The following is a 25,454-nucleotide window of genomic DNA, read 5'->3' as shown; positions in this document are numbered from 1 at the left end:
GAGGATCTGTAATTGAATTAAAATGTTTCAGAAAAGTAGTGCTCATATTTATGCGACCAAGTAATTATTATGCCTTGATCTGATCACTACTTGCTCTATAAGTTCAATTTATAATGATCTTGCCGTGCACCACGCTCTTGGTTACCTTGCTTAATTGCTGTTTGAATTAAACTTAGCGGAATACCATAAGCACGCAATTTATCGGGGTCGACATTCACCTGATACTGCTTAACCATACCGCCTACAGACGCTACCTCTGATACGCCCGGCACCGTTTGCAGCTCAAACTTTAAAAACCAATCTTGCAAGCTTCGTAGCTGGCTAATATCGTGCTTACCGGTTTTATCCACCAGCGCATACAAGTAAATCCAACCCACCCCTGTTGCATCAGGGCCAAGTTCAGGCCTTGCTGAGTCAGGTAAGCGAGCACTTACTTGACTCAAATACTCTTGCACCCGACTACGAGCCCAATAAAGGTCGGTGTCTTCATTAAAAATAACGTATACATAAGAGTCACCAAAAAACGAAAAGCCCCTTACCGTTTCAGCTCCCGGCACCGACAACATGGCTGTAGTGATAGGAAACGTTACTTGGTCTTGCACCACTTGAGGCGCTTGTCCTGGGTAAGACGTTTTTACAATAACCTGTACATCAGATAAGTCAGGCAAGGCATCAACTGGGGTATTCTTTAAAGAAAAAACCCCAAAGCCCGCCAACATTAAAGACAGCAGTAATACAAAGAAGCGATTACCGACTGACCAACGGATCACGGCAGCTATCATTGCATTTCTCCTTGCATAGGGTGGCTCATGGTCATGATGTCAAAAATCACAAACTCACCGTCTACCAACTTAAAGGTAAAATGCACTTCATCATCACTTTGTAAACTAGACATATCGATACGCGGCGAAAAATGAAACTCCATGGTTGCAGCCTCGCGTCCCCACTTAGGGATAGCCTCACGACTGATCACGGCCGTTCTGGCTTCGCGGTCAATGCTGTTGATCACGCCATTGACCATTGCGCTGTCACTATCTGGTTCTTGCATACGCATAAAGTCAGAACTCTTACTTGATTCGGAATCTATTAAGAACTGCGCTGAAACTACTACGTTATCGTCTTTCAATAAGCCTGATAAAATTTCGACATCATGATTATCACTACGACCTAGCGTCACTGCGACTGATTTAAAGCGACCTTCACCTAAATCAATCACGACACGGTCTTGGCTACCTGTGCGGATCACCGCTTCTTTTGCTATCACTAATTGCGGCTCTGTTGGCTTAGTAGTAATACTCACTTCAGCAAACATATTCGGTTTGAGTAAGCCATCTTGGTTGGCAAAGCGTAAACGTACGCGAAGGGTACGGTTTTTCTCATCAAGGGTTGGGTAAATATAATCGACCTTGCCTTGCCAGCGTTTGCCCGGTAAGTAATCTAAGCTCATAGTAACTGGCAAGCCTTTATGAATAAGCCCTGCTTGACGCTCAAAAACTTCAGCCTCAACCCACACTTCTTCTAGGTGAGCAATACTCATCATGGTTGTGCCCGGTTTCACAAAGAAACCTTCGCGGATATTTAACTCATCCAATACGCCACTTTGCTTGGCATAAAAGGTAATGTTTTGTCTGACCTTTTGGCTTTGCTCTAATCGGGCAATAAAATCGTCAGAAACATTCAGTGAGGCTAAGCGTGCTTTTGCTGCACGTATTAGCACCGCATTATTACGTTTAAGGGCAAGCAATAGCTCTTCTTGTGCATTCACTAGCTGTGGAGAATACAAGGTATAAAGTGGCTCGCCTTGCTTAACTTGGTCACCAGCAGCTTTTACATATAAGGTTTCTATCCAACCTTCGACACGAGGGTGAATGTGCACGAGTTGGTCTTGGTCGTATTGCACATAACCAACCGTATCAACGGTCGTTTGTAATGATTTAAACCGTACGGGCGCTGTTCTTACCCCTAAGTTATTAACGACTGCTGGTGAGATTCTCACAGTACCTGGGCTGTCTTCAGCGCTACTTTGCTCCTCATAAACGGGGACTAATTCCATACCCATTGGCGATAAACCCGGTTCATCACGGCGGTAATTACTGTCCATAGGTGCTACCCAATATAAGGGCTTTTTCTCAGCGCTTGGCATAGCTTCATGATCTGTCTCAGCTAGTTTATTTACAGCCGTTGCCAATGCCGCACCTACCGCCAAGGCGATAACTAATTTCACTGTGTTATTCATTGCTAGCTCCTTGGCTTTGTGCTGCATTTATTTGGTTATCTTTTGCTGCTGCGTAATAGTTAAGGCGAGCGAGGGTTATTTGTTTGTCTATTTCGATGTTTAATGCATCAATTTTTGCGTTAAGTTCGCTGATGCGTGCACGCATCACTTCTGAAAAGTCACCATCATCGTTGGTGTAAGCATTTAAAGTTGCTTCGGCTTGCTCCGCCATTTGCGGTAAAAGCTGCTGTTGATATAGTGCTTTGCGCTGAGCAAGTCGGCTTAGTTGGCTAAGCTCTTTAAAATACTGACCTTGCAGTTTTTGTAGGGTAATAAGTTTGTTGGTTTTTACCGCCTCGGCATTAGCTATTGCTGCATTAACTTGTTGATCTTGACGATTATCAGTAAACAGCGGTAAATCAACACTTACTCCTATAGAGAATAAGTCAGCGCGAGAGTCACCCATAGGGGTATCATCACGATAGCCATAGCCTAGGTTCATACCAAATTGCGGCTTATACGCTTCTTTAGCCACTTGCACTTGGGTGTTTTTGGCACGCATAGCATGATCAATAGCGATAATTGCCGGGTGATTCATCAGCACTTCAGTCACCCCCGATGGCGCAAGCTCTTGATAAGGCATTAGTGCAGCCACCTTGGTATTTTCATCGCTCACTGCACCGTTTAGCATTTCAATAGGTAGCCATTGAGCTAGTCGCTTTTTGGCACTATCAAACTGTTGCTCTAACATCACCAGTTTATCTTCAAGACGAGTCAGCTCTAGCTGGGCGCGAATAATATCCTGCTGGCGAGTCGCACCAAGTGTATTGGCATAGCTTGCTTCTGTAATATCAATAAGCTGATTAAATAAGGCTTTATCTTGGCTGATCAGTTGAATGCTTTTTTGTGCGCGATAGGCATTTAGCCATGCTTCGCTAACAATGGCTTTAACCTGTGCTTGGCGGTCTGCTCTAAGCCAAGGGTATTGTTCAGCCGATTGTTTTAAAGCTTGTTGCTGTAAGGCAAGACTATCACCTCGGCTAAATTGTTGTGACAAGCCCACTTTGAATTGCGTCATACCCTATTGGTCAAAGGCAAAGCCATCGGTTGGTAAGTTCATGAGTCCAACGGTTAACACTGGATCTGGTAAGGTACCGGCCGCAATGCTTTGCGCTTCTATCGCCTGTTGCTGGTATTTATTTGCCTGTAACCAAGGCTCGTGAGTCAATGCATAATCAATTACCTGATTGAGCGCCAATGGCTCTGCTTTCACTAAACTTGAGGTTATCAATACTGCGCCTAGAGAAAGCGCCTTAATCAATTTGCTGTGAATCATCACATGCTCCAAAAATCTTAAAAATGGTTAAAAAACAATAGATTTTGGTTGCAGAATAAGGATTATTTCAGCGTTTTACTGAATTTTAGACAGACCTATCCTGCTTAAGCAGTAATAGGTGGACGATATAAAGAACTTGCGTGGAAACTAAGCTGGCTGGCGCCTAACACGGTGACTTTTTCTGATTGCTTAATTGATTTAACAACTAAATCATTTAGCGGCAGGAGTGAGTGAGCTGTACAGGCATTGAACGGACACGCACAATCGCTGTTATCCATTACGTCTTCATGGCAACAATCCATATCACTCATGTCGTTGTCAGCATTCATATTAGCATGATGATCCATTTGCATGCTGGCATGTGGCATATCACACACCATAGCAACAGACGCAACTGACTGACCCACAAAAGTGAGCAGTATCATAGCTATCAATAAGTAGCTTGAAAGTCGCGTCATCATCATACCTTAAAAATTAATTGCCCAAATTGTAGCCCGAAATTTACGCGCTCGACAAGGGTTTATCTATTTTTATGCTACTGCTGGCAGCAATAGCAAACAGGCAATAACCAGTAAAATACCAAAAACCATCACCTAATTCGGCATGCATTTTGATTAGCTCGCCCATTTGCCCATCGGCATTACCTGCTAAATAGGCCACGATCAATGCAATCACAAACACATCGACCATGCTCCATTTACTTAGGCCCTGTATGAGTTGACCGAGCAAATGCTTAAATCTATTCGCAGGTAAAAAACAATAAAGCAATTGCATCAGGAGTTTTAAAGTGGGAATAACAATCGAGAACACTGCAACAAGCGCGGCAACAAGGTAGTTTTTGTTATTGGCTAGCTCATTCACGGTGCCCCAAATGCTGCGTGTTTTTTTGTAGGCATCTATTTCACCTTCAAGTTTATCAAGCCCCAACATGCTTGAAGCCATCATTAACACGCTACGGGTATTGCGATCGCCTTCATCCGCAATCATTTCAATACCTGTTTTGGCAAGCTTAGATTTATCGATTTTTCCTTCTAGGGTGAGCACAGGCTGGGTTACACCAGGAATTAGTAACGCCAAGGCAATTAAAATAGCCAGTACTGGAAAAACAACACGCATTAGTTACAAACCTTTTTAATACTCAGAGCCCGCATAATAACGAACTCTGCGCTTTTAGTCTGTAACCGATGATAAGCTTGCGAACACTTCATCGGCATAAGCACGGGCATCGTACATAGCTTGAAAAACCACATCCATCTTTGACGCAGGGCGGATCATCATTAGCAGCTCATGAGCAGTTTGCCATTGCTCTTCTTCCATCGCCTTAACAAGTTGTAAGCTCGCACCTTGCATGCCATTAAAGTTTAACAATGCGCTCGAAAGCTCACTACCCAGTGAAAACTCTTTGGCAATGATATCAAGCTCCATATCTAAAATTGCATCTAAAACAGAGAGTAAGCCAACTAAATAACCTTGCTCAGCTAGGTCTTTACCACCAGGTTCAAGCATCAGCGCAATAAATTTAGCTCTTGTTAAGCCCAGTTTCGTTAGCTCTTGCGGTTTATCATTGCCTAACTCGCTCAGCGCTAATACCCGTACAAATTGTCTAATCGCGTCTTCACCAAGGTAAATAACCGCTTGTGAAATCGAACGAATTGTTTGCTGACTATTGCTGATCCGCGCATTAACTAATTTTAAAATGCGTGCTGTAAGGCCTATATCTTTAGCAACCCGTTGTTGAATTGCGTCAAAATTTAAATCTGTTTGCGCAGTACAGTTAAGTAATTCAAGCACGGCAACTTTTGATGGTTCAACATTACCAAAACTTAAAAGCTCTGGCTTGGCAAAAAAGTAGCCTTGAAACAGGTCGCAACCAGCCGCTTTTAGTTGCTTAAAGTCTTCATAAGTTTCAATGCGCTCCACTATGATAGTAGTTTCGGGGAAGCTGCGTTTGAGCTTTTTGATCATCATGTTGGTTTTAATAATCGGCTGCGTAACTTCAAGCTTAATAAAATCCATCAAAGGCAAAATATCTTGCCATTTATCTGTGCCATCGTAATCATCAAGCGCGAACAAATAGCCTTCTTGTTTTAATTGCTTAACGCGGTTCACAACTTTGGGAATGCTAGTAGCCCGCTCAACTATTTCGATAACCGCACTGCGTGGTTGCAGCAACTTAGGGAAGTCATCCAAAATAGCATCAGTCGATAGGTTGATAAACGCAGGTTGAAAACCCGTTAGCTTCTCGAGTCCCATCAACATTAACGCGTTAAAAAACAGCCGTCCCGTTGCTTGGCCATCACTGGTGCCTACCGGAAAGACATTATCGCTCGATTCTCTATATAATAATTCGTAAGCATACAAACTTCTGTCAGCATTAAATATTGGCTGCCGGGCTATATACTGAGTCATGCTCTGACTTTTGTTACCTTCCATACTTAATTCTGACATTCTACTTCTCACTTAGATGCGGCTAACTCCACATTACTATTGTTGTAAGTATAGTGAAAGATGTTTGCCTTGCTAAAAAACAAAAACCCTACCAAACTAGTTACATGAAAACGAATTCAATCAGACCATTGCGCTTCTCTAACTCGATTTTCTTAATTTTACTTTTTCTTACTCAAGCAGTTTCAGCTGAGCAGCTTGTACTGAAATATAATGTGGCTGGCTCAGGTAACTACTACCCTTATTATATTGACGATAAAAGCAACCCGGGGATCCTCCCTGAAATTATCAAACAAGTTATGCAACTTGCAGATATTCAAGTGCAGCATATCGAGCTTCCTGCAAAGCGAACCATTAAGTACCTTCACCAAGGACATATCGACTTTGACGTCATAAGCCCCGAATGGCTGAGCCAAGCTGAAAAACAAAACCCACAATTTAGTTACTCAGACACCCTATTTACCGTTGATGAGTACCTAGTGAGCCTAACAAACTCTGTAGCTCGATGGCAGCAGCTAGACAGTATTCGCAATCAGCCTGTAGGGACTGTTCTAGGTTATTACTATTATGATGATAACCGCTTTAAACGGGTTGATTTTCACTCTGAACAACAGCTAATTCAGGCACTAAAAATGCAACGTGTTGAGGTCGTTATAATAGATAAGCTACCCGCATTATATTGGGCTAAGCTGTTTGATGCTGATATCAGCTTTGGCGCATTACATTCGCTAGGTAATCTAAAAATTCGCCTACGCAGTGAGCATCAATCCCTATTACCGAAAATAAATGCAGCAATCAAAAAATTAAAAAGCTCTGGCAGCTTAGATACCATAATCAATAAATACACAAAAAGCATACCCCTACAATAATTAGGGATATTCCGCTTTGAACCTGCTTTTGCTATAATGCGCGCTGTTTTTCTTACCTTGTTAACTAAAAAGAGCCTCCTATGAGCATTGAACAAGCCCTAATCGAACGCAGTAATAACCAATGTGAACTTTGTGCCGCTACAGATAACCTGTCTGTATACGAAGTGCCGCCTGTTACAGAGGCTCATTCTGATAAATGCATTTATGTTTGCCAAACTTGTAAAGATCAAATCGAAAACAATGCTGATTTGACTGCAAACCACTGGCACTGCTTGAACGACAGCATGTGGAGTCAAACTCCTGCTGTACAAGTTGTGGCTTATCGCATGTTAAAGCGCTTAGCTGCTGATAACGGCTGGGCACAAGATGCACTAGATATGATTTATCTTGAAGAAGACACGTTAAAATGGGCGCAAACAGCCCTAGCTGAAGATGACGATATTAAGCACATCGACAGTAATGGTGTTGTACTTCAAGCGGGTGACACTGTGACACTTATTAAAGATCTTGATGTGAAAGGCAGCAGCCTTGTTGCCAAGCGTGGCACAGCAGTAAGAAACATTGGCTTAACGAGCAACCCAGAACATATTGAAGGCCGTGTTGATGGTCAACGCATTGTTATTCTAACCAAATACGTGAAAAAATAACGAGCACTAAATTTGCTTTTTAAAGCGAATCCGTAATTAAGAAAATGGGCCTAGTGCCCATTTTTTGTTAATTAAGCTATGATTAAGTCAGCGAACTTTATGCTTATTCAATTACAAAGACGCATAACCCTAAAACGCAAGGAAACAATCATGGCTTCGGATACCATCTCATCTTTCAAACGCGCTTCTCTATGCAGTTTAATGATCTTAGGGAGCAGCTTAGTATTAACAGGTTGTGGTGAAGACTCTGCCGCACCACAAGCTGAGCAATCAACAATGAAAACCCTCAATACTCAGGTTATTTATTTAGACCGCAGCATGCTGCCACCGGGTTCAGTATTAAAAGTACAACTTGCTGATGTATCAAAAATGGATGCCAAAGCAGAGGTTATCAGCGAACAAGAAATTGAATTAAATGGTGCACCACCATACAACGTGGCACTTGAGTATGACGAAAGCAAAATTGCTGACCGTCACCGCTACAGCGTGAGTGCACGCATTGAGAATCAAGGTAAATTACTTTACATCAGCACCACTCATAATAATCCATTTGCCGAAGATGCCTCTGGTGATGTGTACAAGGTGACAGTGACAAAAGTATCAGCGAAAAAGCCAGACGTTACATTGACCAATACGTATTGGAAAGCAGTTACAATCAGCGGTGAGGCTATCACCGTTGAAAATAAAGAACCTTTCGTACAGTTTAAAGACGATGGTTCAACCAATGGTCACTTAGGATGTAATAACTTCTCAGGTAGTTACGAGGTTAACGAGCAGACGCTTACATTCAACCCATTAGCAAGCACCAAAAAAATGTGTGTATCACAAATGGATATTGAAGCGGCCATGTCTGCAGCGCTTGCGGCAACAGCTAAGTACTCTATCAATGGTGAACAGTTAACCTTGTTAGATGATAGTGACGAGCCACTTGCGACCTTCGCAGCGACTTATATGAATTAACACCAGTTAAATAAAAAACGCCCAGCAATTGCTGGGCGTTTTTGTATTGCAGAAATTATTCTTCAACTAACTGTTCACTGCGATAAAAACCACTGCTATCGCTTAGTAATGAAACAAGCTCTGGTAATACCGCATCCATTGTTTGCTTTAGTTTCCATGGCGGATTGATCACTATCATACCCGATGCTGTCATACCGTGAACGTCGGTGTCTGCCTCTGTTGCAAGCTCGAAAAGCTGAATGTTACGCATACCCGATGCGATTAAACCCGCTTCCATTCTGTCAATTCGCTCACGATCTACAACCGGATACCAAATCATGTACGTTCCAGTTGCAAAGCGTTTATGCGCCTTAACAAGAGTATTAACAACCGTATCGTAATCGTTTTTAATTTCGTATGGAGGGTCAATAAGCACACAAGCTCGACGTGATGCTGGTGGTAATAAACCAATTAAGCCTTGAAAGCCGTTTTCACCACGTACGCGAATAGAACGCTTACCTTTCACGTTGTCTTGCAGTAACTCTAAGTCACGTGGATGCAACTCAAAGAACCAACCGTTATCTTGGCGACGTAAAAAGTGCTCTGCAATTTTTGGCGAACCGGGGTAAAAGTCTAAATTACCATTTGAGTTAAATGATTTAATCAGCTCAATGTACTCATTAAGTGCATTGTGTTCACTGTTATGCTGCCAAAGCTTAGCAATCCCATCTAAATACTCTTGTGTTTTTTGTGCATCACTGCCTGCAAGTTCAAAAAAGCCAGCACCTGAGTGGGTGTCCACATAATCAAGCGGTTTGTCTTTAATTGTTTGGTATTTAAGAACTTCAGCTAGAACAAGGTGTTTTAGCACATCAGCAGGGTTGCCTGCATGAAAAGAGTGTCGATAACTAAGCATATTTATAAATCGCCAAATGCAAATCTGCATTAAAAATGAATAGCCATATTGTACATGATAAACAGAAAATGATCCTAGCATCTGGCGCTTTGGTGAATCATAAATGAATAAAAAAGCCGCTACGCTGAATTACACCTTAATAATAAATAAAAATCCTCTAAAACGGCCGTAAATGCTGGCATATCAAGACACTTTCCTTTACATTTGCATGACAATAATCACAGTTTTATGAGCGCATTTATGAATAACGAAACTCTTTCCCAACTCGAACAACTGATCGACAAGTTAATTCTTCGCAACAGTGAACTTGAAAGCGAAGTTAAAAGCTTACAAGAGCAAAACTCTAAGCTTTTAGATGAGAACGAAACTCTGCAACTAGAAGTACTAGAAAACGAAGAGAAACAAAAAGACACAAGCAGCACACTAACTGGCCTGCTTGAGAAATTACAAAGCGTTCAACAGGCTAGCTAATGAGCGGCCCACAAAGTCAGCGGGTCACCGTAGAGCTACTAGGTAAAGAACATGAGTTCTCTTGCCCACCTGGGCAAGAGCACGCCCTAGTTGCTGCTGCACAAAATTTGAATGACTTAGTGGAGCAAATGAAACAACGCTCATCGGTTCGCAATGACCAAAAAGCGTTGCTGATGGCAGCATTACATTTAAGTCATGAATTGCTTGAAGTTAAATCGCAACAAGCAGAACAAGAGCAACAACATGACAGCTTAATAGATAAGCTTAGCCAGCACCTTAGTATTTAGAAAAAAGCGCATCCTGCGCTTTTTTTGTTTACAATCAATTCTACTAACCACTATCAGAGCGAAACACTATGCGATTTTGTGCTTTTTTGATCTGTCTTTTCGTAAGCTATAGCGCCCAAGCAAGCGTTAGCTGGCATAGCATCACTCCCGAAATCCAATTTCTACAACAACAAAATAAACTGCGTTTTTACGATTCGAATCAAGTGCTGATTGAAGGTAAAGAATGCGCATTAATGTTTGATGCCAGTGGTAACTTTGCCGAAGTAGAAAAGCTCGCAGTGCAGTTAAAAAAACGCTTAAAAACACCATTATGTTATTTAGTAGCGAGCCATTATCATGATGATCACCTGCTAGGCTTGGCCGTTTTACAGGCTGAGTTCCCTGAAGCTAAGCTTATTGTGCATCAGCAAGTAGCAACTGAGTTTGTAGCAATGCAGCAAGCATTGACAGATAAATTAGATGGTTATGAAAAAAGTATTGAATTGAGCTATCAACGCCTTGCCAATCAACCTGAAGATCAACAAGCTATTTGGCGCGACAAACTAGAGCTTGCTAAAAAACGCTTATTTCGCTGGCGAGAGCTCACCTTAAAGCCACCGGCGATTAGCATTACTGAATCAACAAAGCTAAACCTTGGTAATTACCCTATCGTTATTAAACCGTATCAAGCGCACACGAAAGGCGATCTCACTTTAAGTGCAGATCAAGGTCGCGTGCTGTTAGGTGGCGATATAGTCGACAGCTTACCCTATCCTGGGCATGGTACATTCACTCGCTGGATAACCACGCTGCAAGGTATCCAAAAAAATACCACACTGACAACAATTTTACCGGGTCACGGTAAGCCACTGACACCTGCTGAACTTGCACTCCCTTTAAGGTTTTTAAAAACCATTCAAGAGATGACAAATTCCTCGCCAGATAAGTCAGTTAATGAATTAATTCCGCTTTTTCCTGCAGAGGTTAAACAGCAATACCAGCTTGATGAAGTGGGCGAAAGAGCGTTTTCTATGTTTCTAGAAGCTGGACTTAAACAAAGCAAATTGTCAAAATAGGGCTAAAATAGTAAAAGGATTTTATTATATGGCTCAAGTAAGTTTGAAATATTTACTTTTGCTGAGCTTAGTTATTGGAATACAAGGATGCCAACTAACTCAGCAAGAAACAGAACAACAACGGGCAAGGCCGGAGATTTTTAGCCATTATGAGCCCGATTTAACGTCTGAACAAGCAACTAGCGAATTTGTCGATTCAACTGCCGTTGAATCGCCCTCCAAGGCTGTGCCATTGCCTGCCAACGACACGCCGTTACCCAATCCTCGCTCGAAAGATCTGTGGCAACATATCGCCAACAATTTAACGCTGGTATTTCAAACCAATAAACATACATCTGCACGAGTAAAATGGTATTTAAAACAACCCAATTACCTGATTAAAGTAAATAAACGTGCGGCACCTTATTTGTATCATATCGTCACACGTATCGAGCAACAGAAGCTGCCGATGGAGCTGGCCCTATTACCCTTTGTTGAAAGTGATTTTAGACCAACAATACGATCATCAGAGCAAGCAGTTGGTGTTTGGCAGTTAGTCGGCGCAACGGCTTATCATTTCGGTGTGCAAAGCGACCAATGGTATGACGGCCGCCAAGACATACTCGCTTCAACCGATGCCGCTTTAGCTTATTTAAGTTACTTACATAAACGCTTTGATGGTGACTGGCTGCATGCCCTTGCTGCATATAACAGTGGTGAAGGACGCGTTAAAAAAGCTATCGAAAAAAATAAAAAGCTTGGCAAGAAAACTGACTATTGGTCATTATCACTACCAAAAGAAACCGCTGAATATATTCCTAAGCTTTTGGCGCTTAGCTATTTACTAAAGCATCCTGAGCAAGGCTTAAAACGCCCTAAATTAGCGAATAAAGCACTCACCACAGAATTTGATGTTGGCCAGCAATTTGATTTTTCGGTGATAGCTAATTTATCTGGTGTGGGCCATAACCAGCTCCACAAATTAAACCCAGGATATTTAAAAAACCAAAGCTCGCCAAATGGTCCACATACTCTGCTTTTACCTATGGAGCGCCGCACCCTGCTGCAAAGTAAGCTGTTTCGCAACAACTTTGCCGGTGAGTATATAGTGCAAAAAGACGATACCCTTTATGGCATTGCCAGACGCTTTAATATGTCTGTGAAGGATCTGAAAGCGCTTAATAGCAAAACAAGTAACCTGATTAAAGTCGGTGAACAATTGCGCTTATCACAGCCCCAAACCATGCCGGAATCACTTATGGTTGATTACAATATTAGCCCTTACCTTGAACAGCACGAGGAAGTTATCGCAACCATTGCGGTTGATTACCTAGTCAAACCAGGTGATTCAATTTGGAGTATCAGCCAGCTATACGACGTGCCTCATAAAGACGTTGCAACATGGAATAAACTCAGTGCCAGCAGCATTTTAAAACCGGGCACCATTTTGACATTGCACCTACCGCAAGCAAAACCCGCTGAGCCGCAAGTACCAGCCAGCGAAGCCATGTTGTCAGGCATTGAAAGCTCGTTGAAAAAGCCTTGATTGCTCACTCTTTGTGGTTAGCGTAAAATCAGCGCTTATATTTAAATTCTAAAGAGAAATAACATGCAGATCAGTAAAGACGCAGCGGTTGAGTTTCACTACACACTTAGTGAAGCAGGCGAGCAAATCGAATCAAGTAAAGATGGCGAGCCACTTTCATATATCCATGGCACTGAAGGCATGCTTCCTGGTCTTGAAAAAGCCCTTGAAGGTAAATCGGCTGGCGATAACTTTAGCGTGACACTTGAGCCTAGCGAGTCTTACGGCGAACGCGTTGATAATTTAATTCAACGTATTCCACTTAAGCATTTACAAGGCAACACAAAAGTGTGGAAGCCAGGTATGACTGCAATCGTTCATTCAAACCAAGGTCGTCACCAAGTGACTATCGTTAAAGTGGGCCGTTTCAATGCAGATTGTGATTTAAACCACCCATTTGCTGGTAAAACACTAACGTTTGATGTTGAAGTTATTAATGTTCGCCAAGCAACTGCCGAAGAGTTATCACACGGTCACGTGCACGGTGAAGGCGGTTGTGGCCACAGCCACTAAGGGTAAATGATGACAAACGTTGCAATTGTCACTGGTGGCAGTAAAGGTATTGGCAAAGCTATCGTTGAGCGTTTAGAACGTGAAGACTACACAGTATATAACTTAGATATCACCTCATCTGAGGGCAACTATCGCCACTGTGATGTTAGTGATGTTCAGCAGGTGAAGTCTGTTATCGCTGATATTATTGCCGAGACGGGTCGTGTCGATGCCTTAATCTCTAATGCAGGTCGTCATTTAAGTGCCAACATTGAAAATACCGATGAAGCAACGTTTGACGCCCTATTTGCGCTCAATGTGAAAGGTGCCTATGCTGCAATTCAAGCTGTATTACCTAGCATGAAAAGCCAACAAGGCGGCAGTGTTGTATTGGTTGCCTCTGATCAGGCAATCATTGGCAAACCAAACTCGTTTGCTTATAACCTCACCAAACATGCGCTAGCTTCAATGGCAAAAACGACAGCACTCGATTATGCCGCGTTTAACATTCGTGCTAATGCGGTTTGTCCGGGTACGATAGAAACACCACTGTTTCATAATGCGATTGATGCATATTGTCAGCGCAGTGGTGCCAATAAAGCAGAAATTGTTGCTGAAGAAGCCGCGCTGCAGCCGCTAGGCCGTTTAGGGCAACCAGAAGAAATTGCTGCTTTGGTGAATTTTTTAATAAGCCCAGAAGCAAGCTTTATTACTGGCAGCTTACAAAGCATTGATGGTGGATACACCACGCAATGAGCGACAAGATTATTGACCCCCATGTGCACTTTTTTAACCTCACTGAGGGTCAATACACTTGGCTACAAGGCAGCAATCCCCCCGCTTGGCCAAATCTAGATAAAATAAAAAAACAAATAACTGCTTCAGAGCTTAAAGCCGCTTGCCCATTTCAACTAAAAGCACTGGTGCATCTTGAAGCCGGCTTTGATAACCAAGCGCCAGTGAATGAGCTTAATTGGCTTGCAACGCATTTAAATGACATTCCCTATCGCGCAATCAGCTACAGCGCGATTGACGCATCTAGCAAACACTTTGAAGCGTCACTCAATAAGTTAGAGCATCCATCTTTGGTTGGTATTCGCGATATAACCGAAGGTGAAGAAACCAAACGCTTATTAACTCCTCACTGCCAAGATAACCTAGCCATGCTCGCAAGCGAAAACTTACACTTTGAAGCACAGTTTGAAATTGAAGACATGCAGGTAACCGAGCAGCTTATTAAATATTGCACCGCACTGCCGTCATTACGTGTAGTGATTAATCATTTAGGCTTTATTAGTAATGAGCAAATATGGCTTGAAGCAATCATTAAACTCAGCCGCTGCGATAATATCGCGATAAAGTTCTCAGGGTTAGAGTTCACACAAATTGCCACAAACAAACATCTTTGGCTGATTAATAATTTAGTAAAATACTTTGGTGAAAATCGAGTTATGTTTGCCAGTAATTTCCCTGTTTGCCAGATAAATACCAGCTACACAAACTGCTGGCAGCACTACCACTCATTGTGCTCACAGTCGAGCTTATGGCATAAACTAAGCTATAAAAATGCCCACGAAATCTATCAAATTGTATAAAGACTAGCTATATTCAGGTCAGTAAAGCTGTTTAGGTTGGTGTTATGTTTGTTCATTTTAAAAAGCCTTTTGCTGCTGTAGCAGTTACTTGTTCGCTTATTATTACAGGCTGTGGTGGTTCTGGTAGCTCAGAGTCAGGGGTTATCGATGCTGCTGATATCACATGGACTCAGGGGGTATTTGAGCCATCAAGTAAGTTTGACCAACAATGCCAAGCACTCAATGAAAAGCACTGGTTGCGAGCTTGGAGCCATGAAACTTATCTGTGGTATGACGAAATAGTTGATCGAGACCCCGCACTAACTGAAGGGGTACTAAATTATTTCGCTTTATTAAAAACTGAAAACACTACAGATTCAGGTGCTAAAAAAGATAATTTCCACTCGAGCTTACCTACCGCTGAGTGGCAAGCCCAAAGCCAATCAGGACAATCTTTTGGTTATGGCTTTAAACTTAAGTTAATCAGTGCCAGCGCCCCTCGCCAAGGGATTATCAGCTACACAGAACCTAACTCACCGGCTGCAAACCTCAATCTAAGCCGAGGCTTAGAAGTCATTGAAGTGGATGGCGTTGACTTTGTTAATGCCAGCACCCAAGCTGAGGTTGATGTATTAAATGCAGGCCTCTTTCCATCAGAGTCTGGCAAGGTGACCTCTTTTGTATTTAAAGACATTAATACCAGCGAAATTCGCGAAGTCACTATGACTGCACAAACTATTACAGGCCAAGCAGTTAGCAACATAAAGACCTTCGCTAATGGTGAAGTAGGCTACTTTCAGTTTAACCGTCATAATGCTGTAGCAGAAAAACCTCTATACGACGCATTTAAGAGCTTAGCAGCAGGCAATGTTAAAGATTTAATTATTGATATGCGCTATAACCCCGGTGGATTCCTTCAAATGGCAAGTCAGGTTGCTTATATGGTGGCAGGCAAAAACAATACCAGTGGTAAAATATTTGAACAGACTATTTTTAATGATAAACACCCTACTTTTAATCCTATTACTGGAGAGCGCCTTAAACCTGTTGAGTTTACCAATGAGTTTCTAGGTTTTGCCGACAGTCCAGCTATCAGACCTGGAACCCCTTTACCTTCGTTGAACCTAGAGCGCGTTTTTGTGCTGACAACAGGCAGCACCTGCTCAGCAAGTGAGGCAGTGATTAATGGCCTACGCGGTGCCGACATCGAGGTAATTCAAATAGGCGAAACAACTTGCGGTAAACCCTATGGCTTTTATCCAACTGATAATTGCGACACCACATACTTCAGCATTCAATTTACTGGCGTCAATAATAAAGGATTTGGTGAGTATGCTGATGGTTTTTCACCACAAAACAGCAACGATAGCGAGTTTCAACCTGTAAAAGTTCCAGGCTGTGCTGTGGCTGATGACTTCACTCATCAATTAGGCGATAAAAATGAAGCTATGCTTAGTACAGCGCTTAGTTATCGTGAGACTGGCCGCTGCCCTTTTGCCACTTCAACGATTAGTGAACAAGGGTATGCACCGGCTATTTTTACAGACACACCTAAAGTGCTTGATACCCGTACTTCTACCTTGCTTCAGCAAAGTAAAATTTTAGAGCAGTAGGAGTTTTAATGAGAGTCCTACTTACTAGTCTATTACTGTTATCGACACTGCTAGGCTGTAGTGCTCAAAGCCAAGAGCCAACACCGAAACTACAGCATGCGCGGTTAACTGAGCCACAAAGTGAGCTAATAGCAAAAGGGATAGCAAGACTAATGCATAGCAAGCCTGTCGCTATAGCCGATGATGCGTTTATAAATAGCAGTATATTAGTGACTGATAGTATGAATGTACTGGATGCGCAAGGTAACCCGATAATGGGTAAACAGCTAGCTATGCCTGAGCGTTTTGAATTATTAATCAAAAATAAAATGTGTTTTGTGCGCCATCTAGATAGTAAAGCGACCGAGCCACTGCCTTTGGTAAAATGTAAACCGATAAACTAATCTAAACTAAAAAACAGATATAAAAAAAGCCCTTACGGGCTTTTTTAGTAAAATATTAGTGAGTGTTACTTAATCTCAACACGTTGTGAGCGCATAACAACTTCGTCATTCAGCTCAATACCGATACCTGGCTCTTCAGATACTTGGAAGAAACCATTTTTAGGTTGTGGATCTTGGATACACAATTCACGGTTCCATTTTTTAATCGCATAGGTGTGATGTTCGTGAATTAAGAAGTTAGGAATTGCGGTTTCTAGGTGTAACGAAGCTGCAGTTGCTACTGGGCCGCCACACACGTGAGCTTGAATACGCACATCAAAGATATCTGCATAATCACACACTTTTTTAGTTTCAGTGAAACCACCACACAGGCCTAAGTCTGGCTGTAATACATCAATACTTTGATCTTCTAAGTATGGACGCACACCCCAGCGGTTATACAAACGTTCGCCACCTGCAATTGGCACCGCTACTTTGTCGGCAACTTTTGCGTGTAATGAATGATTTAAGTAGTTCACTGGCTCTTCGTAATACATACAATCGAACTCTTCAGCAATTTCACCAATTTGAATTGCTGATGTCGCACCAGGTAAGCTGTGACATTCAAAAATAATATCAACCTCGTCACCGACGGCTTCACGAATAGCCTGCATACGCGCACGATATAATTTCATTTCTGCACGAGAAATAATGTTAGTGCGATCGTAATAAGTATTGCCGTTTTTATCGTACTGGATTGGGTCAACTTTTACCGCATCATACCCTTCAGCCATCGCCTTAAGCGCTGCTTCTGCGTATTCTTCTGGGTGAACAAGCGCTTTAAATTCGCTGTCCCAGTCGAACTGTAATTGTGATGCATAAGTACGCAGCTTGTCGTTAACTTTACCACCTAATAGCTGGTAAACAGGCAAGCCTAATGCTTTACCTTTAATATCCCAAAGTGCAGTATCAATGGCGCTCATTGCTGCATATACAACAGGACCGCCACCTAAACCCCAAAAGCTTTCGCGTAGCATTCGTGACCACAGTTTTTCTGTTTGAAATGGGTCATGACCAATTAAAAAGGCATCAGCCATTTCTTTGATCATTGCCGCAGCTGCGCTATGACCTAAATCATAAGCCAGACCCGCTTCACCCACACCGCTAATACCTTCATCGGTGTGAATACGCACAAAAACAGGTGTCCAAGCAGGTCTGTCTGGACAATGAATATCGAACACTTCGACGCGATTAACTTTCATGGTTACTCCTTACTGAGCAAAACTAGGATCAAGACGATAAGCTTTACGCAGCATGGCTGGCCAAGCTAACTGGCCACCGGTGCTGCCGCTATGCACGACATTCGCTTGATTATAAATATTATCGATAATAGGTTGTGGTACTGGAATTGCCGTTTGACCACTGGCTTGAATAGCCAATTGAATTTCACAGGCACGCTGCAAATCATAAAATCTCATAAAGGCATCTCCCACTGTTGGGCCAACAGTTAAGCCACCGTGGTTAACCAATAGCATGTGATTAGTAGTGCCTAAATCATCTTGCAAGCGCTTTTTCTCATCACTGTTTACCGCTAACCCTTCGTAGCCATGATAAGACAATGATGGCAATGAGAACATTGAGTATTGGCTAAGTGGTAACAGGCCTTTTTCTTGCGTTGCAACGGCGATGGTTTCTTTTGTGTGTAAATGAATAACACAGTGAGCGTCATCACGAACTTCATGAATCGCGCTGTGAATAGTGAAACCAGCCGGATTAATTTTAAATGGCGTGTCATCAAGAATATTGCCAGCTAAATCCACCTTCACAAGGTTTGATGCCGTCACTTCATCAAAACTAAGACCAAATGCATTAACTAAATAGTGATCTGTGCCCGGTAAACGTGCCGATAGGTGGGTATAAATTAAATCCCCCCATCGAAAGTGCTCCACCAAACGGTAACATGCAGCTAAATCAACACGAAGCTGCCATTCTTGTTCAGATACTTTATTTTTTAAATCGAGTTTTGGTAAGTCAAACATGGAAAACCTTGTATATGTGACACTGCACAAATAGATGTATAGAAGTCTAAATTACTATTAATAGATGATCAATAGGTGATACAAAAAGGCCACATCAATTGATGTGGCCTTTTCACGCTAAAATGGCGTTTATTTTACTTGCGATAAGTAATCAGCGATTGCAGCCATTTCTTCTTCAGATACGTTCGCAACCATTGCTTTCATTGCAGCAGCCATACCGTTGCTACGCGCACCTGACTTAATGTCTTTCATTTGTGCTAGTAAGTACTCTTTATTTTGACCATTTAATTTAGGGTACTGAGGCATGATAGGCGCTTTACCTTCTGCACCGTGGCAAGTTTGGCAAAGCTTAGCTGTGTATAGTGTTGCACCATCCGCAGCCATAGTGTTGAAAGATAGGCTTGCAGTCATTGCAATGCCAGCCCCACATAAAATTTTCGTGATCTTGCTCATTTGTATCTTCTCTTTTTTGACGGGTTATTAAACATTTTCTTTAGTGTAGACCATGATTTAACAATATTGCACCCGAAAATTGTAACGGCAATAGAAACAGTCACTACCAAATTAAATCATCAGGTACTTCAAAATCAGCATACGGATCATCTTCATCCTTTTGCTTATCTTCAGGCTCAACATGGAACACTATGTAGTCTTCGCTGACTTCAGCGACTTTTCGTGCTGGTTCGTCTTCCAGTACAAAAAATTGGCCTTCTAAAACACAAATTGCTAATCGGCCACCAGCTAGGGCCTTTTGTGTTTTTTCGTTTACTTCAAGTTCCTTCACTTTATTTTGATAAGTGAAGTTAAATGTGCGATCACCACGGATTTCATCTTGGTTGTGATGCTCTAAAATCTGTTTAACGCGCGCTACTTGCTCACGTTGTTTTTGCTCTTCTAAACGCGCTTTATTAAGCTCATCGGCTTTTTTCTGCTGCTCAAGCTTAGTTTGTTCAATATGTTTTTGCAGATCGCTAGGATTACTCGTGGCGCCTTTCTTTTTCTTCTTTTGCTGTTTGCGCTTTTCTGTTTTGGCTACTTTAGCTTTATGTGCCGTAGTAAGACCAGCTTTAAGTAATTGATCTTGTAATGAACCCATGACGAAATTCCAATTTATTAATGCGTATTAGGGTTATTTTAATCAGCTCTGCCAACAAATAACAGTACTGAGCCCACTTGATTCACAGCAATCGAGTATATTGATGTGAGATTAACACGCGATGAAATCATGACATATTGATTTAACGCAAGATTTATCATTTTAGTCGCCTTTGAACTTGTAAAAAAACCTATACCCGATAAGCTAGGGCTTTTCCTCTTGGGAGCTAAAAATGCAGCTGCGACATTTGTTACTTTGCTCTGTGTTTATTTTCTTTGTTTTATACGCCCCACAACCCTTACTTGGATTATTTGCTAGTCATTTTTCTGTGTCACCTGCTACTGCAGGTAGCTTAATGACCGCTACTATGTTGCCACTAGCCATTGCTCCTTTAGTGTATGGCTTGTTTTTAGCTAAGCGAAACCCACTCACAATTCTAAAGATTGCTATGCTTGTGTTAGCAATCAGCTGTATCGCTTTTACTTTAGCACCAAGCTTTGAGTTGCTATTACTGGTTCGTTTTATACAAGGGATCACCCTACCAGCAGCGCTCACCGCTATGACCAGTTATATTGGTGTGACTTTTCAGGCTGACCAATTACAACGTAATATGACGCTTTACATTGGCAGTACCATTGTTGGTGGCTACTTCGGACGTATGCTCGCTGCTTTGTTTACTGACTTTTTAAGCTGGCAAAGTTTTTATTATGTGATTGCGCTTGGGTTAGTACTATTTGCACTCGCCATTCCTAAATCAAGTAAAGGCGCGAGTATTCATGCTGCAAAGTCGCCGCTATTGTATCTAAAGCAATTAAAAGATCCGTTGGTATTAAAGCTCTACGGAGCGGTGTTTTGTATGTTCTTTTGTTTTGCGGCACTGTTAAATTATTTACCTTTCATTCTGCAAGACAGCTTTGCTATCACTAACACCCGAGATATCGGACTGGTTTACAGCGGTTATTTGCTTGGTGCACTAGCTTCTATAGCCACACCTTGGCTGTTACGAAAGTCATCAACACCTTGGCGTTTATTAACCTGGGTTTTTGTATTTTATAGCTTGACGATGGTGCTATTGATGAGCCAACAGTTATTACTTTTTGTTATTGCTTTTACTGGCTTTTGCGGTGCAATGTTTGTTATCCACTCAAGTGCCGCTCCATTGGTAAATAAAATCAGCAGCGCACCTGCAAGTGTCACCAATGGCGGTTATGTATCGTTTTATTATAGCGGTGGGGCATTAGGTTCATTATTGCCAGGGCTGGTATATCAGCAACACGGCCAAGTTGCCTTTATGACCGTGCTACTTTTAGTCTGCTTAGTAGGTTTAAGCTTAGTTTATTTGGCAGGTAGAAATACGATACGCGGTTGATGCCCGGTACTTTCAAAAAACAGCTCTAAGTCGCCTTTTTTCATCAGCCAAGTGGCGGTATTTTCAAAAGGGTGACAATGAAAAAGCTCGTTAAACCAAATTTCTTGGTCTAGCCAAAGAGTGACATTATTTTGCTTATCGTTTAACAGTGCCAACATAGAAACACAGCCCGGTGGCACTTTAAGATAACGCGCTAATCGCTCATCGGATGCAAACCCTAAACGCGATAACCCCTGCTGCTGAGCAATGGCTTTTAAGTCGAGCTGCTTATCGTGAGCGGTGATCACTAAAAAGTGGCGCTTACCTTCGTTATCTCGTAAAAACAGGTTTTTTAAACGTGTGCCCGGTCTATCGAGCATAAACTTATCGGCATCTAAGCTGCCGTGTAATGGTGGATGCTCAATCACATCATAATTAATATCTAATTGAGCTAGCGTAGCAGCTAACTTGCTTTTATCTGCATACATTTACAAACAACGTCCTCGTAATTGCACACTTAAATCACGCCATAATACTTCGTCAATAACGTGTTTATCGTCGCAGTATTGTCGTTCTTTAAGCTCTTCATTTAATAATTCAACCGCTTGGTCTTCGAGCATAAGTTTTAAGTTGCTCGACTCTTCAAATACTTCTTGCTCGGCAAAATCTTTAAACTGCCTGCGTGTCATTGGCTTATCAAGATTAATCGGGCGTCTGCCCTGTGCTTTAACTGACACCACATAGGCAAAGATTTTATTGCCTTGCTCATCATTTTTTTCGTAAAACTGCTTATTATTGATTTCAAAAGGAGGCGCTTCTTGTTGGCTTGCGCAACCGGCAAGTAAAACAACCAAAAGCCATGCTATTTTTTTCATTATTGGATAAGCCTTGAACAGTGAATGCGCTTTAGTCTACCAAAAATAAAACAACAGAGTAAAAAATCGAACATTTTAAAAAAAATACTTGACCACAAATGCAAAAATATTTAAAGTTCACCCCGCTTGAGACGCAAGACTTAAGCATCCTGTATTTAGGAATGTGGGGCTATAGCTCAGCTGGGAGAGCGCCTGCCTTGCACGCAGGAGGTCAGCAGTTCGATCCTGCTTAGCTCCACCACCTTCCTACCTCTCTTTAGGCAATCTGCCAAATACTTAATAAAAACCAATACAATCTAAATTAAAGCGACTTTATTAGTCTTTCTGCCGTCTTCGTTTTATTTTAAACACAAAAAAACCGAGCAAAGCCCGGCTTTTTAAGCAATTACTTTTTAGTGATTATTCACGAATTTGGCCTTCGCCATTCACTAGGTATTTTTCAGTTGTAAGTGACTCTAGACCCATAGGACCATAAGCATGTAGCTTAGTTGTCGCAATACCAATCTCAGCACCTAAACCTAACTGTGAGCCATCAGAAAAACGCGATGACGCATTGACCATCACCACTGATGCATCCACGCTGCGTTGGAATAACTGCGCTGCAGCTTGGTCTTTAGTACAAATCACTTCGGTGTGGTTTGAACCAAACTTAGCAATATGATCAATGGCACCAGCAAAGTCAGGCACAACCTTAATTGCGATTTCTAAATCTAAATATTCTTCACCAAACTCGTCATCAGCAAGTACTGTTGCATTATCAAAGTACTCGGCAGCTTTCGCATCTGCATTTACTTTTACGCCTTCTTGACGAAGAACAACTGCACACAGATTTAAAAACTCATCAGCGATATCTTGGTGAACCACTAAGCCTTCTAGGGCATTACACACACCAGTACGCTGAGTTTTACCATTTAATAGTAAGTTGATTGCTACATTCAAATCAGCGTCTTTATCGACATAAAGGTGACATACACCTTTAAAATGCTGAATGACTGGAATAGTGCTGTTTTCTGTTACAAAATTAATTAAACCTTCACCACCACGCGGAATGATTAAATCAATTGTGTCACGCTGTTGCATCAACTCCATGAGTAGACCACGGTCTGGATCTGGGATCACTGAAATCAACGCAGCTGGTAAACCATGCTTTTCAAGTACTTTGTGCATTACACTTGCGATTGCTTGCGAACTACGAAGTGCTTCTTTACCACCACGTAAAATAACACCATTACCCGATTTAAAGCATAACGCACCGGCATCAGCCGTCACATTTGGACGTGCTTCATAAATCATACACACAACACCCAATGGTACGCGCATCTTGCTGATCTTAATACCGTTTGGGCGCTCTGAAATTTCACGTAATTGACCAACAGGATCATCAAGGCTAACAATTACTTCGATGCCTTCAGCCATTGCTTCAATACGCTCATCGTTAAGCGTTAAACGGTCAATCATTGATGCTGCAAGGTTGTTATCACGTGCTGCCGCTAAATCACTTTCGTTCTCTTTGATGATAAAGGCTTTGCTCTCGCGTAGCGCCTCTGCCATCTCAGTTAACACTTGATTCTTAGTAGCAGTATCAAGTAAAGCTAACTGGGTTGCAGCTTTTGCAGCTTGACTCGAAATATCCGTAATTAAACTCATGACTTCTCCAATAATGCGATATCTTTCTCTGAAACAACTGGGCCGATTGAATCTTGCATTTTTTCGCTAAATTCACTTTGCTCGTTGTCAGCAATAAAATTCAATAAACAGCTACTGTAGTTCGCTGTTGCTTTTGCTAGACGCGTACCATCATCACTACGAACTAATATGGTATCGCCTACGCCAAATTCTCCGTGTACTGCAACGATTTCATCGCTACGAATACAACCGTCTTCATCTGTTAATGATTCATCGAATGAACCTTCAACGACAACCTCACCTTGCTCATTAGCGGTGTGAGTCATCCAATGCACTGCTTCTTGCATTGGTTTTTCGTATGGTGTGAAGATAGTACCTGGGTTGTCACCCGCAAGCAGTCGGTTAAATGTCTCTTCTTTAAAACCATTTAAAATAAAGGTTGTAATACCATGTGAAGTGGCTTTTTCAGCCGCTTCGATTTTCGTTTTCATACCACCTGTACCAACGGCACTGGTTGCACAACCGGCCATGGCGTAAATTGATTCATCGATGCTGTCAATTTCAGGTAATAACACTGCATCTTCATGCAGATTCGGGTTTTTGTCATAAAGACCATCAACATCCGAAAAAATCATCAATGCATCTGCGTCCGCCGCTGCGGCTACCATTGCCGACAAGTTATCATTGTCGCCAACTTTTAAATCGTCGGTAGTTACCGTGTCATTCTCATTAATGATAGGTAATACACCATGCTCAAGTAAGGTGAAAACGGTTTCACGGATACTTGTGTAACGCTCACGGTCACGTAAGTCACCATGAGTTAATAAAATCTGTGCTGATGGGAAATCAAAGAAGCGATCCCACATCGCCATCATTTCTGTCTGACCGGCAGCAGCCATTGCTTTTTTCATCGTCACTGAACGTTTTTCTTGTTCAGGGAATAAATGAGAACCAGCAGCTACCGAACCCGATGATACTAAAATAACTTCGATACCTTGCGCTCGACAGCGAACGATGAACTGTGCAATGGTCAGTAAATAACGAGAGCGACACCCGTCTTGTTCGGGTGCGATTAATGCGCTACCTACTTTTAGTACTATACGTCGCCAATTTAACTTTTGCATAACTGTTCAACTTTCCATTTTACTATCTGTTCAGTGCCAATTTGCCACTGATTAAAAGACTCGCGCTTAGCTTTACTAAACGCACTGACTATTATCACTTTGCCAAACCACTTATCTATGCACACGACTACGCCACGCAAGTACTGCGATTAGATATAGCACAACTTTTATTCAGTCAGTAGACCAAACGGTTATAAACCATAAGTTGATAAAAAAAGATAAGTGTTGTTTATGTATCGCTGTAAAAAGCTGTGTGCGGCTTTTATTAATAACAACATACATAGAGCCTATACAATCTGGTACACCAACAGATAGGGTGTAGATTGTATGACCGAGATTTAGCTGCCACGATGGGAGCTAAACATTGACCAGATAATGAACTTATATTCTATTCAACACGTAATAAATATGCACTGAACAACTTAGAGCTCATTTCTATTTAATTAGAAAACAAAGTGTATAAAACACTAATAATGTCGCAAACAAGTATCTTTTCAGAAAGCTAAGCTATAAAGAGTGTCTCTAAAGCTAATAACTATTTAGATATCAAATTGTTTGAAC

26 protein-coding genes, 1 tRNA gene and 2 pseudogenes are annotated in these 25,454 nt (G+C 41.9%); 14 read left to right on the top strand and 15 right to left on the bottom strand.

Features of this window, described 5'->3' with window-relative positions:
- Window positions 1–125: 125 nt before the first annotated feature.
- The 6 genes and pseudogenes from ABMY41_RS13980 to ABMY41_RS13955 all read right to left on the bottom strand — a co-directional run.
- A pseudogene (locus ABMY41_RS13980) lies at window positions 126–782 on the bottom strand (efflux RND transporter permease subunit); the annotation flags it as partial.
- Window positions 779–2,236, bottom strand: coding sequence for an efflux RND transporter periplasmic adaptor subunit (locus tag ABMY41_RS13975; RefSeq protein ID WP_287243916.1), 1,458 nt, complete (start codon window positions 2,234–2,236; stop codon window positions 779–781). The gene ABMY41_RS13975 and the pseudogene ABMY41_RS13980, both read right to left, overlap by 4 nt.
- Window positions 2,229–3,551, bottom strand: a pseudogene (locus ABMY41_RS13970) (TolC family protein). The gene ABMY41_RS13975 and the pseudogene ABMY41_RS13970 overlap by 8 nt, the downstream one beginning before the upstream one ends.
- A gap of 104 nt (window positions 3,552–3,655) precedes the next feature.
- Window positions 3,656–4,009 carry a hypothetical protein gene (locus ABMY41_RS13965; RefSeq protein ID WP_175079147.1) on the bottom strand — a complete coding sequence of 118 codons (354 nt, stop codon included), beginning with the start codon at window positions 4,007–4,009 and terminating at the stop codon, window positions 3,656–3,658.
- Between the two features lie 43 nt (window positions 4,010–4,052).
- On the bottom strand, window positions 4,053–4,667 hold the full coding sequence (locus ABMY41_RS13960; RefSeq protein ID WP_175079148.1) for a paraquat-inducible protein A: 615 nt from the start codon (window positions 4,665–4,667) through the stop codon (window positions 4,053–4,055).
- A gap of 54 nt (window positions 4,668–4,721) precedes the next feature.
- Window positions 4,722–5,999, bottom strand: coding sequence for an HDOD domain-containing protein (locus ABMY41_RS13955; RefSeq protein ID WP_349275098.1), 1,278 nt, complete (start codon window positions 5,997–5,999; stop codon window positions 4,722–4,724).
- A 104-nt stretch (window positions 6,000–6,103) separates the two neighbouring features.
- On the opposite strand from ABMY41_RS13955, the gene ABMY41_RS13950 reads away from it, so the two are divergent.
- The 3 genes from ABMY41_RS13950 to ABMY41_RS13940 all read left to right on the top strand — a co-directional run bounded on the left by ABMY41_RS13950 (window position 6,104) and on the right by ABMY41_RS13940 (window position 8,472).
- Window positions 6,104–6,865, top strand: a complete 762-nt coding sequence (locus ABMY41_RS13950) for a transporter substrate-binding domain-containing protein (protein ID WP_349275096.1) — start codon at window positions 6,104–6,106, stop codon at window positions 6,863–6,865.
- 80 nt (window positions 6,866–6,945) lie between these two features.
- Window positions 6,946–7,512: an alkylphosphonate utilization protein gene (locus ABMY41_RS13945; protein WP_058583950.1), complete on the top strand. Its 567-nt coding sequence runs from the start codon at window positions 6,946–6,948 to the stop codon at window positions 7,510–7,512.
- Window positions 7,513–7,662: 150 nt separating this feature from the next.
- Entirely contained in the window at window positions 7,663–8,472 is an 810-nt protein-coding gene (locus ABMY41_RS13940; RefSeq protein ID WP_058583951.1) for an META domain-containing protein, read from the top strand.
- Window positions 8,473–8,527: 55 nt separating this feature from the next.
- On the opposite strand, the gene rlmJ is transcribed toward ABMY41_RS13940, so the two are convergent.
- Window positions 8,528–9,367 (bottom strand): 23S rRNA (adenine(2030)-N(6))-methyltransferase RlmJ, encoded by an 840-nt coding sequence (gene rlmJ / locus ABMY41_RS13935; protein ID WP_175079149.1) that lies wholly within the window; start codon window positions 9,365–9,367, stop codon window positions 8,528–8,530.
- Between the two features lie 240 nt (window positions 9,368–9,607).
- On the opposite strand from rlmJ, the gene zapB reads away from it, so the two are divergent.
- From zapB to ABMY41_RS13890, 9 genes are all read left to right on the top strand, one after another.
- Window positions 9,608–9,838, top strand: a complete 231-nt coding sequence (gene zapB, locus ABMY41_RS13930; protein ID WP_054563591.1) for a cell division protein ZapB — start codon at window positions 9,608–9,610, stop codon at window positions 9,836–9,838.
- Window positions 9,838–10,125, top strand: a complete 288-nt coding sequence (locus ABMY41_RS13925; protein ID WP_054563511.1) for a cell division protein ZapA — start codon at window positions 9,838–9,840, stop codon at window positions 10,123–10,125. Before zapB ends, ABMY41_RS13925 begins: the two co-directional genes overlap by 1 nt.
- Window positions 10,126–10,193: 68 nt before the next feature.
- Window positions 10,194–11,180, top strand: coding sequence for an MBL fold metallo-hydrolase (locus tag ABMY41_RS13920; RefSeq protein ID WP_349275092.1), 987 nt, complete (start codon window positions 10,194–10,196; stop codon window positions 11,178–11,180).
- Between the two features lie 28 nt (window positions 11,181–11,208).
- Complete coding sequence (locus tag ABMY41_RS13915; protein WP_349275090.1) at window positions 11,209–12,705, top strand: LysM peptidoglycan-binding domain-containing protein; 1,497 nt, start codon at window positions 11,209–11,211, stop codon at window positions 12,703–12,705.
- 63 nt (window positions 12,706–12,768) lie between these two features.
- Window positions 12,769–13,257: a peptidylprolyl isomerase gene (locus ABMY41_RS13910; protein WP_054563509.1), complete on the top strand. Its 489-nt coding sequence runs from the start codon at window positions 12,769–12,771 to the stop codon at window positions 13,255–13,257.
- 9 nt (window positions 13,258–13,266) lie between these two features.
- On the top strand, window positions 13,267–13,992 hold the full coding sequence (locus ABMY41_RS13905; RefSeq protein WP_349275101.1) for an SDR family oxidoreductase: 726 nt from the start codon (window positions 13,267–13,269) through the stop codon (window positions 13,990–13,992).
- Window positions 13,989–14,831, top strand: a complete 843-nt coding sequence (locus tag ABMY41_RS13900) for an amidohydrolase family protein (RefSeq protein WP_349275088.1) — start codon at window positions 13,989–13,991, stop codon at window positions 14,829–14,831. Before ABMY41_RS13905 ends, ABMY41_RS13900 begins: the two co-directional genes overlap by 4 nt.
- A 44-nt stretch (window positions 14,832–14,875) precedes the next feature.
- Entirely contained in the window at window positions 14,876–16,423 is a 1,548-nt protein-coding gene (locus ABMY41_RS13895; RefSeq protein WP_289097532.1) for a S41 family peptidase, read from the top strand.
- An 8-nt stretch (window positions 16,424–16,431) separates the two neighbouring features.
- Window positions 16,432–16,806, top strand: coding sequence for a hypothetical protein (locus ABMY41_RS13890; RefSeq protein ID WP_287245762.1), 375 nt, complete (start codon window positions 16,432–16,434; stop codon window positions 16,804–16,806).
- 65 nt (window positions 16,807–16,871) lie between these two features.
- On the opposite strand, the gene ABMY41_RS13885 is transcribed toward ABMY41_RS13890, so the two are convergent.
- The 4 genes from ABMY41_RS13885 to ABMY41_RS13870 all read right to left on the bottom strand — a co-directional run bounded on the left by ABMY41_RS13885 (window position 16,872) and on the right by ABMY41_RS13870 (window position 19,920).
- Complete coding sequence (locus tag ABMY41_RS13885; protein ID WP_054552450.1) at window positions 16,872–18,047, bottom strand: mandelate racemase/muconate lactonizing enzyme family protein; 1,176 nt, start codon at window positions 18,045–18,047, stop codon at window positions 16,872–16,874.
- A 9-nt stretch (window positions 18,048–18,056) separates the two neighbouring features.
- The gene (locus tag ABMY41_RS13880) at window positions 18,057–18,824 is read right to left on the bottom strand and encodes a class II aldolase/adducin family protein (protein ID WP_054552449.1); all 768 of its coding nucleotides are present in this window, start codon (window positions 18,822–18,824) and stop codon (window positions 18,057–18,059) included.
- Window positions 18,825–18,953: 129 nt separating this feature from the next.
- Window positions 18,954–19,277 carry a c-type cytochrome gene (locus ABMY41_RS13875; protein ID WP_289097531.1) on the bottom strand — a complete coding sequence of 108 codons (324 nt, stop codon included), beginning with the start codon at window positions 19,275–19,277 and terminating at the stop codon, window positions 18,954–18,956.
- A 103-nt stretch (window positions 19,278–19,380) separates the two neighbouring features.
- The gene (locus tag ABMY41_RS13870) at window positions 19,381–19,920 is read right to left on the bottom strand and encodes a DUF2058 domain-containing protein (protein WP_063701878.1); all 540 of its coding nucleotides are present in this window, start codon (window positions 19,918–19,920) and stop codon (window positions 19,381–19,383) included.
- 232 nt (window positions 19,921–20,152) lie between these two features.
- Between ABMY41_RS13870 and ABMY41_RS13865 the strand changes: the two genes are divergently transcribed.
- Window positions 20,153–21,289, top strand: a complete 1,137-nt coding sequence (locus tag ABMY41_RS13865; RefSeq protein ID WP_175083043.1) for an MFS transporter — start codon at window positions 20,153–20,155, stop codon at window positions 21,287–21,289.
- Here ABMY41_RS13865 and ABMY41_RS13860 read toward each other — a convergent pair.
- Window positions 21,256–21,756, bottom strand: coding sequence for a prolyl-tRNA synthetase associated domain-containing protein (locus ABMY41_RS13860; protein ID WP_062566636.1), 501 nt, complete (start codon window positions 21,754–21,756; stop codon window positions 21,256–21,258). The genes ABMY41_RS13865 and ABMY41_RS13860 overlap by 34 nt on opposite strands.
- Window positions 21,757–22,143 (bottom strand): hypothetical protein, encoded by a 387-nt coding sequence (locus tag ABMY41_RS13855; RefSeq protein WP_054563498.1) that lies wholly within the window; start codon window positions 22,141–22,143, stop codon window positions 21,757–21,759.
- Window positions 22,144–22,308: 165 nt separating this feature from the next.
- Between ABMY41_RS13855 and ABMY41_RS13850 the strand changes: the two genes are divergently transcribed.
- A tRNA-Ala gene (locus ABMY41_RS13850) sits at window positions 22,309–22,384 on the top strand.
- A gap of 158 nt (window positions 22,385–22,542) precedes the next feature.
- On the opposite strand, the gene ABMY41_RS13845 is transcribed toward ABMY41_RS13850, so the two are convergent.
- Together ABMY41_RS13845 and proB are read right to left on the bottom strand one after the other, a co-directional pair.
- Window positions 22,543–23,790: a glutamate-5-semialdehyde dehydrogenase gene (locus ABMY41_RS13845; RefSeq protein ID WP_138617986.1), complete on the bottom strand. Its 1,248-nt coding sequence runs from the start codon at window positions 23,788–23,790 to the stop codon at window positions 22,543–22,545.
- Complete coding sequence (proB, locus tag ABMY41_RS13840) at window positions 23,787–24,893, bottom strand: glutamate 5-kinase (protein WP_175079156.1); 1,107 nt, start codon at window positions 24,891–24,893, stop codon at window positions 23,787–23,789. Before proB ends, ABMY41_RS13845 begins: the two co-directional genes overlap by 4 nt.
- Between the last annotated feature and the right edge of the window lie 561 nt (window positions 24,894–25,454).

It is taken from the genome of Pseudoalteromonas sp. BZA4 (genome assembly GCF_040104395.1).
GTDB lineage: Bacteria > Pseudomonadota > Gammaproteobacteria > Enterobacterales > Alteromonadaceae > Pseudoalteromonas.
Note: the sequence above shows the minus strand (reverse complement) of the source record. Positions and strands in the feature narration are given on the sequence as shown.

What these genes read in the sequence shown, in the direction of transcription:
- ABMY41_RS13975 (WP_287243916.1), bottom strand. Translation starts at nt 2,236, where the DNA reads ATGAATAACACAGTGAAATTAGTTATCGCCTTGGCGGTAGGTGCGGCA.
- ABMY41_RS13965 (WP_175079147.1), bottom strand. Translation starts at nt 4,009, where the DNA reads ATGACGCGACTTTCAAGCTACTTATTGATAGCTATGATACTGCTCACT.
- ABMY41_RS13960 (WP_175079148.1), bottom strand. Translation starts at nt 4,667, where the DNA reads ATGCGTGTTGTTTTTCCAGTACTGGCTATTTTAATTGCCTTGGCGTTA.
- ABMY41_RS13955 (WP_349275098.1), bottom strand. Translation starts at nt 5,999, where the DNA reads ATGTCAGAATTAAGTATGGAAGGTAACAAAAGTCAGAGCATGACTCAG.
- ABMY41_RS13950 (WP_349275096.1), top strand. Translation starts at nt 6,104, where the DNA reads ATGAAAACGAATTCAATCAGACCATTGCGCTTCTCTAACTCGATTTTC.
- ABMY41_RS13945 (WP_058583950.1), top strand. Translation starts at nt 6,946, where the DNA reads ATGAGCATTGAACAAGCCCTAATCGAACGCAGTAATAACCAATGTGAA.
- ABMY41_RS13940 (WP_058583951.1), top strand. Translation starts at nt 7,663, where the DNA reads ATGGCTTCGGATACCATCTCATCTTTCAAACGCGCTTCTCTATGCAGT.
- rlmJ (WP_175079149.1), bottom strand. Translation starts at nt 9,367, where the DNA reads ATGCTTAGTTATCGACACTCTTTTCATGCAGGCAACCCTGCTGATGTG.
- zapB (WP_054563591.1), top strand. Translation starts at nt 9,608, where the DNA reads ATGAATAACGAAACTCTTTCCCAACTCGAACAACTGATCGACAAGTTA.
- ABMY41_RS13925 (WP_054563511.1), top strand. Translation starts at nt 9,838, where the DNA reads ATGAGCGGCCCACAAAGTCAGCGGGTCACCGTAGAGCTACTAGGTAAA.
- ABMY41_RS13920 (WP_349275092.1), top strand. Translation starts at nt 10,194, where the DNA reads ATGCGATTTTGTGCTTTTTTGATCTGTCTTTTCGTAAGCTATAGCGCC.
- ABMY41_RS13915 (WP_349275090.1), top strand. Translation starts at nt 11,209, where the DNA reads ATGGCTCAAGTAAGTTTGAAATATTTACTTTTGCTGAGCTTAGTTATT.
- ABMY41_RS13910 (WP_054563509.1), top strand. Translation starts at nt 12,769, where the DNA reads ATGCAGATCAGTAAAGACGCAGCGGTTGAGTTTCACTACACACTTAGT.
- ABMY41_RS13905 (WP_349275101.1), top strand. Translation starts at nt 13,267, where the DNA reads ATGACAAACGTTGCAATTGTCACTGGTGGCAGTAAAGGTATTGGCAAA.
- ABMY41_RS13900 (WP_349275088.1), top strand. Translation starts at nt 13,989, where the DNA reads ATGAGCGACAAGATTATTGACCCCCATGTGCACTTTTTTAACCTCACT.
- ABMY41_RS13895 (WP_289097532.1), top strand. Translation starts at nt 14,876, where the DNA reads ATGTTTGTTCATTTTAAAAAGCCTTTTGCTGCTGTAGCAGTTACTTGT.
- ABMY41_RS13890 (WP_287245762.1), top strand. Translation starts at nt 16,432, where the DNA reads ATGAGAGTCCTACTTACTAGTCTATTACTGTTATCGACACTGCTAGGC.
- ABMY41_RS13885 (WP_054552450.1), bottom strand. Translation starts at nt 18,047, where the DNA reads ATGAAAGTTAATCGCGTCGAAGTGTTCGATATTCATTGTCCAGACAGA.
- ABMY41_RS13880 (WP_054552449.1), bottom strand. Translation starts at nt 18,824, where the DNA reads ATGTTTGACTTACCAAAACTCGATTTAAAAAATAAAGTATCTGAACAA.
- ABMY41_RS13875 (WP_289097531.1), bottom strand. Translation starts at nt 19,277, where the DNA reads ATGAGCAAGATCACGAAAATTTTATGTGGGGCTGGCATTGCAATGACT.
- ABMY41_RS13870 (WP_063701878.1), bottom strand. Translation starts at nt 19,920, where the DNA reads ATGGGTTCATTACAAGATCAATTACTTAAAGCTGGTCTTACTACGGCA.
- ABMY41_RS13865 (WP_175083043.1), top strand. Translation starts at nt 20,153, where the DNA reads ATGCAGCTGCGACATTTGTTACTTTGCTCTGTGTTTATTTTCTTTGTT.
- ABMY41_RS13860 (WP_062566636.1), bottom strand. Translation starts at nt 21,756, where the DNA reads ATGTATGCAGATAAAAGCAAGTTAGCTGCTACGCTAGCTCAATTAGAT.
- ABMY41_RS13855 (WP_054563498.1), bottom strand. Translation starts at nt 22,143, where the DNA reads ATGAAAAAAATAGCATGGCTTTTGGTTGTTTTACTTGCCGGTTGCGCA.
- ABMY41_RS13845 (WP_138617986.1), bottom strand. Translation starts at nt 23,790, where the DNA reads ATGAGTTTAATTACGGATATTTCGAGTCAAGCTGCAAAAGCTGCAACC.
- proB (WP_175079156.1), bottom strand. Translation starts at nt 24,893, where the DNA reads ATGCAAAAGTTAAATTGGCGACGTATAGTACTAAAAGTAGGTAGCGCA.